Raw genomic sequence first — 1,900 nt, forward strand, 5'->3', positions numbered from 1 at the left:
GGCTCCCAGCGCCCGCCGGGCTCGGACACCCCGACCCAGTCCCCGGGGGCGGCCGACACGGCCCAGGCGGCGGCCGGGCCGTGCCCGGCGTGCACGACGAAGTCGACGTCGAGTTCACCGTGGCCGCCGGCGTCGGGGGCGAAGCGGCGCACCGTGTAGGTGCGGATCGCCGGGCGGGCCTCCCCGGCGGGCCAGACCGGTCCGCCGGTCGAGGCGCGCGGGACGGCGGGCCGTTCCTGGCCCTCGACCGGGAAGAACATCTTGATCCGGCGGTCCGGGCCGTGCCCGGGGAACCCGGCCAGCTCCTCGCCGGTCAGGGTCACCCGGACCATGCCGGGGGTGACCCGCTCGGTGCGGGCCACCTGCAGCAGGCGTGGTGCGGTCGTGCTCATGGCCGGGAATTGTCCCGGACGCGCTCAGACCCGGTGGCCGAGGCCCGCCAGGCCGGTCCAGACCAGGTCCATCAGGTACTCGGTGGCCTGCTCGGCGGTGACCGACTCTTCCTGGCCACGCCAGACGGCGAGCCGCTCGCAGGCCCCGACGATCACCTGCGCCCAGCCGGTCAGCCGGGCCGGTTCGGTGCCGGGGACCTGCGCGGCCAGCAAGGCGGCGGTGAAGTCGGTCTGCTGGGCGCGGATCTCCTCCAGCGCGGTGTCGGTGACCCCGGCCTCGGAGCAGAACAGCTGCCAGGCGGGCGCCCGCCGGTCGAGGTAGCGGAAGAAGGCCAGCGTCCCGCCCCGCAGCATCGCCTCCGGCGACTCCGCGGCCCCCGCCGCCTGTGCGACGACGTCGAGCAGCTCGGACCGGGCCCGCGCGATCGCGGCCAGCAGCAGTCCCTCCTTGGACCCGAAGTGGGTGTAGAGCACCGGCTTGGTGACCCCGACCCGCTCCGCGACCTGTTCCATCGAGACCTCGGCGTAGCCCCGCTCGCCGAAGACGGCGACGGCCGCGTCGACGATCTGACGCTCCCGCTCCGCCCTGGGCACGCGGCGGCGGGGGCCGGGTACGGTCTGCGCGGTCACGTCGGAGACTTTACCCGCAGTAAGTTACTGGCGGTAGGAAGCGAGTGGGAATGGACGTCTACTCCCTGCCGATGACCACCCGGTTCCGCGGGATCACCGTGCGCGAGGGCCTCCTGCTGTCCGGCCCGGCCGGCTGGGGGGAGTTCTGCCCCTTCCCCGAGTACGACGACCGCGAGGCCGTCGCATGGCTGGCCGCGGCCCGCGAGGCGGCCCAGGTGGGCTGGCCGGAGCCGGTGCGCGACCGCGTGCCGGTCAACTGCACCGTGCCCGCCGTCGGCCCCGAGCACGCGCAGCGGATCGTGCGCGCCTCCGGCTGCACCACCGCGAAGGTCAAGGTCGCCGACGCCGGTGCCCCGTTGTCCGGGGACATCGAGCGCGTCGCCGCCGTCCGCGACGCGCTCGGCCCCGCCGGGCTGGTCCGGGTGGACGCCAACGCCGCCTGGGACGTCGACACGGCCGTCGCCGCGATCGGCGAGCTGGACCGGGCCGCCGGGGGACTGGAGTACGTCGAGCAGCCCTGCTGGGAGGTCGAGGACCTCGCCGCCGTCCGCCGGAAGGTGGACGTGCCGATCGCCGCCGACGAGTCGATCCGCCGCGCCGAGGACCCGATGCGGGTGGTGCGGGCCGGGGCGGCCGACGTCGTCGTGCTGAAGGCGTCGCCGCTGGGCGGGGTGCGCCGGGCCCTGCGGATCGCCGAGGAGGTCGGGCTGCCGGTCGTCGTGTCCTCGGCGGTGGAGTCGAGCGTCGGGCTCGCCGCCGGACTCGCGCTGGCCGGGGCGCTGCCGGAGCTGCACCACGCCTGCGGGCTCGGGACGGTCCCGCTGCTGGCCGCCGACGTCGTCGCGGAGCCGCTCGCCCCGCAGCGGGGCTTCCTGTCC

General features: G+C 76.1%; 3 protein-coding genes. 1 reads left to right on the forward strand and 2 read right to left on the reverse strand.

All coding sequences use genetic code 11. The features are described 5' to 3' along the window. A partial coding sequence (locus tag GTW08_RS25625; protein ID WP_161152646.1) for a siderophore-interacting protein occupies positions 1-392 on the reverse strand: 392 nt, incomplete at its 3' end. A 24-nt stretch (positions 393-416) separates the two neighbouring features. Then, positions 417-1,022 carry a TetR/AcrR family transcriptional regulator gene (locus tag GTW08_RS25630; RefSeq protein ID WP_073577207.1) on the reverse strand — a complete coding sequence of 202 codons (606 nt, stop codon included), beginning with the start codon at positions 1,020-1,022 and terminating at the stop codon, positions 417-419. Between the two features lie 50 nt (positions 1,023-1,072). Here GTW08_RS25630 and GTW08_RS25635 point away from each other — a divergent pair. Then, positions 1,073-1,900, forward strand: an 828-nt coding sequence (locus GTW08_RS25635) for an o-succinylbenzoate synthase (protein WP_161152647.1), incomplete at its 3' end; no start/stop codon positions are given.

Source organism: Pseudonocardia sp. SID8383, from assembly GCF_009864975.1.
GTDB classification, from domain to species: domain Bacteria; phylum Actinomycetota; class Actinomycetes; order Mycobacteriales; family Pseudonocardiaceae; genus Pseudonocardia; species Pseudonocardia alni.